At 76.7% G+C, this 2,779-nt stretch carries 2 protein-coding genes; one reads left to right on the top strand and one right to left on the bottom strand.

From position 1 onward, the window contains the following. On the bottom strand, positions 1-255 hold a 255-nt coding region (locus KS423_RS42800; RefSeq protein WP_224285100.1), incomplete at its 3' end, for a hypothetical protein. Between the two features lie 393 nt (positions 256-648). Between KS423_RS42800 and malQ the strand changes: the two genes are divergently transcribed. Further along, positions 649-2,772: a 4-alpha-glucanotransferase gene (gene malQ / locus KS423_RS42795; protein ID WP_224285099.1), complete on the top strand. Its 2,124-nt coding sequence runs from the start codon at positions 649-651 to the stop codon at positions 2,770-2,772. Positions 2,773-2,779: the final 7 nt, after the last annotated feature.

Genomic DNA, 2,779 nt, shown 5'->3' with positions numbered 1-2,779 from the left:
CATCGTCCGCCGTCCCGGCCGCCCCGCGGCCCGGTCCGTCCGCTCCTCCCGCACCGACGCCAACAGCGGCTCCGTCCCCTTGAGGTCGGCGATCAGCCGGTCCGCCGCCCGCGGCGCCAGCTGACGGCACGTCCGCGCCGTCGCCCGCCGCGCCACCACCGCCGCGGGGTGCTGCAACACCTCCCGCAACGCCGGACTCTGCTCCAGCTGCGACCGCAGCCGCCGCCCGGCCGCAACGGACACTCGGGCTTGCACAGGAGCCTCCTCGCCAGGCCACGACCACATCGTCCGCAACCCCACCAGCTGGCCAATCCGGTGTCAACGTCGCCGACGGCTATGACTGGTTTGCCCTGGTTCGCCACTCTGCCCGAGCAGCCCGGGGGACTGCCCCGGACCGCCTCCACAACGCGTCGGGTCCGTGCCGCCGATCGACGGCACGGGCCCTGTCGCCCGGTCGGAATCCGGGGGTCAGGAGCGCGACAGAGCAGGCGGCACCGCCGAGTTCGGCGGAGGGCGGGGTCGATGTACCCGTCGACCGGAGCGCGACACGGAGGGTGGCTCCGTGTCGCACTGGGTGATCGTGGTGTCACGCGGGTAGGACTGTGGCTGTTCCGACCGGGCGTTGCCGAGACATCGCAGGAGCCGCGAGTGGCCGCTTACCACGACAGTGACGGAGCCGAGCAGGTGCCGGCGCAGGATGCTCCGCCGCCGCCCGCCGAACTGGCGGCGCTGGCGCAGGCGTACGGGGTGGACGCCGGGCACCCGGGGCCGGGCGGGCAGGCGGTGGGGGCGCGGACGCTGGTCGCGGTGCTGGCGGCGATGGGGGTGGCGGCCGGGACGTCGCAGGAGGTGCGGGAGGCGCTGGAGCGTCACCGGGCCGTGCAGCGGGGCCGGTTGCTGCCGCCGTGCGTGGTGGTCCGGCAGGGGAGACGGACGGCGCTGGACGTGCCGGCGGACGCCCGGCTGCGGGTGGAGCTGGAGGACGGGGGGAGTTGGGAACTGCCGCGGGGGCACTCGCACTGGGTGCCGGGGGACCTGCCGCTGGGGCGCCACCTGCTCACGGCGGAGTGCGGTGACAGGAGGGCGAAGGCCGCGCTGATCGTCGCCCCCGAGCGGCTGCCGCAACTCCCCGGCCGCAGCTGGGGGTTCCTCGCCCAGCTGTACTCCGTGCTGTCCGAGCGCTCCTGGGGCATGGGCGACCTCGGCGACCTCGGCGAGCTGGCCCGGTGGGCGGGGGCCGGCCTCGGGGCGGGCTTCGTGCAGATCAACCCGCTGCACCAGGCCCTTCCCGGCGCCCCCTCCGACCCCTCCCCGTACCGCCCGTCCTCGCGCCGCTTCGCCGACCCGGTGCACCTGCGGATCGAGGCCGTCCCCGAGTACGCGTACCTGGAGGGCGGGCAGCGCGACCAGACCGAGGAGCTGGCCCGCCGCGCGGCCCGGCTGCGCGACGAGGTGCTCGTCCACGACGCGCTGATCGACCGGGACGCCGTCTGGCGGCTCAAGCGCGAGGCCCTGGAGCTGCTGCACGAGGTGCCACGCGGCCCCGGCCGCCAGGCCGAGTACGAGGCGTACCGGCGTCGCGAGGGCGAGTGGCTGCGCCGGCACGCGCTGTGGAACGCCCTGGCCGAGGTGCACGGCCCGGACTGGCACCACTGGCCGAAGGGCCTGCGTCACCCGGACGGCCCACAGGTGGAGCAGGCGGAGAAGGAGCTCGGGGAGCGGATCGAGTTCCACTGCTGGCTCGCCTGGCAGGTCGACCAGCAACTCGCCCGGGCGCAGCAGGCGGCCCGCGAGGCGGGCATGCCGGTCGGCCTGATCCACGACCTGGCCGTCGGCGTCCACCCGGACGGCGCGGACGCCTGGGCGCTGCAGGACGTGCTGGCCGGCGGGATCTCGGTCGGCGCCCCGCCGGACGCCTTCAACGCCCACGGCCAGGACTGGGGCCTGCCGCCCTGGCGCCCGGACGCGCTCGCCGAGGCCGGCTACGCCCCGTACGCGGAGCTGCTGCGGGCCACCGCCCGGCACGCGGGGGCCCTGCGCATCGACCACGTGATGGGCCTGTTCCGGCTCTGGTGGGTCCCGCAGGGGCACGCCCCGACCGAGGGCGTGTACGTGCGCTACGACGCGGAGGCGATGCTCGGCGTGCTGGCGCTGGAGGCGCACCGGGCCGGGACGGCGGTGATCGGCGAGGACCTCGGCACGGTGGAGCCTGGCGTACGGGAGGAGCTGGCGGCGCGCGGGGTGCTCGGCACCTCGGTGCTCTGGTTCGAGCGGGACTGGCAGGCCGACGGCGCGATCCTCGGCCCGGACCGGTGGCGGCCGGGCTGCCTGGCCACCCTCACCACCCACGACCTGCCCAGCACCGCCGCCCGGCTCTCCGGTGAGCACGTCGAGCTGCGGCACCGGCTGGGCCTGCTGGCCCGTCCGCTGGGGGAGGAGCAGGCGCAGGCGGCGGCGGAGCTGGCGGACTGGCGGGCGGAGCTGGCGGGGCTGGGGCTGCTCGACGCGGACGAGCCGCTGTCGATGCCCGTGCTGTACCGCTTCCTGCGGGCCACCCCGGCGGAGCTGGTCGGGGTGTGGCTGCCGGACCTGGTCGGCGACCCGCGCCCGCAGAACCTGCCCGGCACCTGGGACCAGTACCCGAACTGGCGCCTCCCGGTCGCCGACGGCGCCGGCGACCCGGTCACCCTCGAAGGCCTCGCCGCCGCCCCCGCCGCCGGCCTGCTCGCCCACCTCCTCGCCCCGCCCGGCCCCCGGAACCCCTCCCGCTGACCGGCGG

The sequence above is a fragment of the Streptomyces sp. LS1784 genome, assembly GCF_020103755.1.
In the GTDB taxonomy this organism is placed as follows: domain Bacteria; phylum Actinomycetota; class Actinomycetes; order Streptomycetales; family Streptomycetaceae; genus Kitasatospora.
This window is presented reverse-complemented; position numbering and strand designations above follow the sequence as displayed.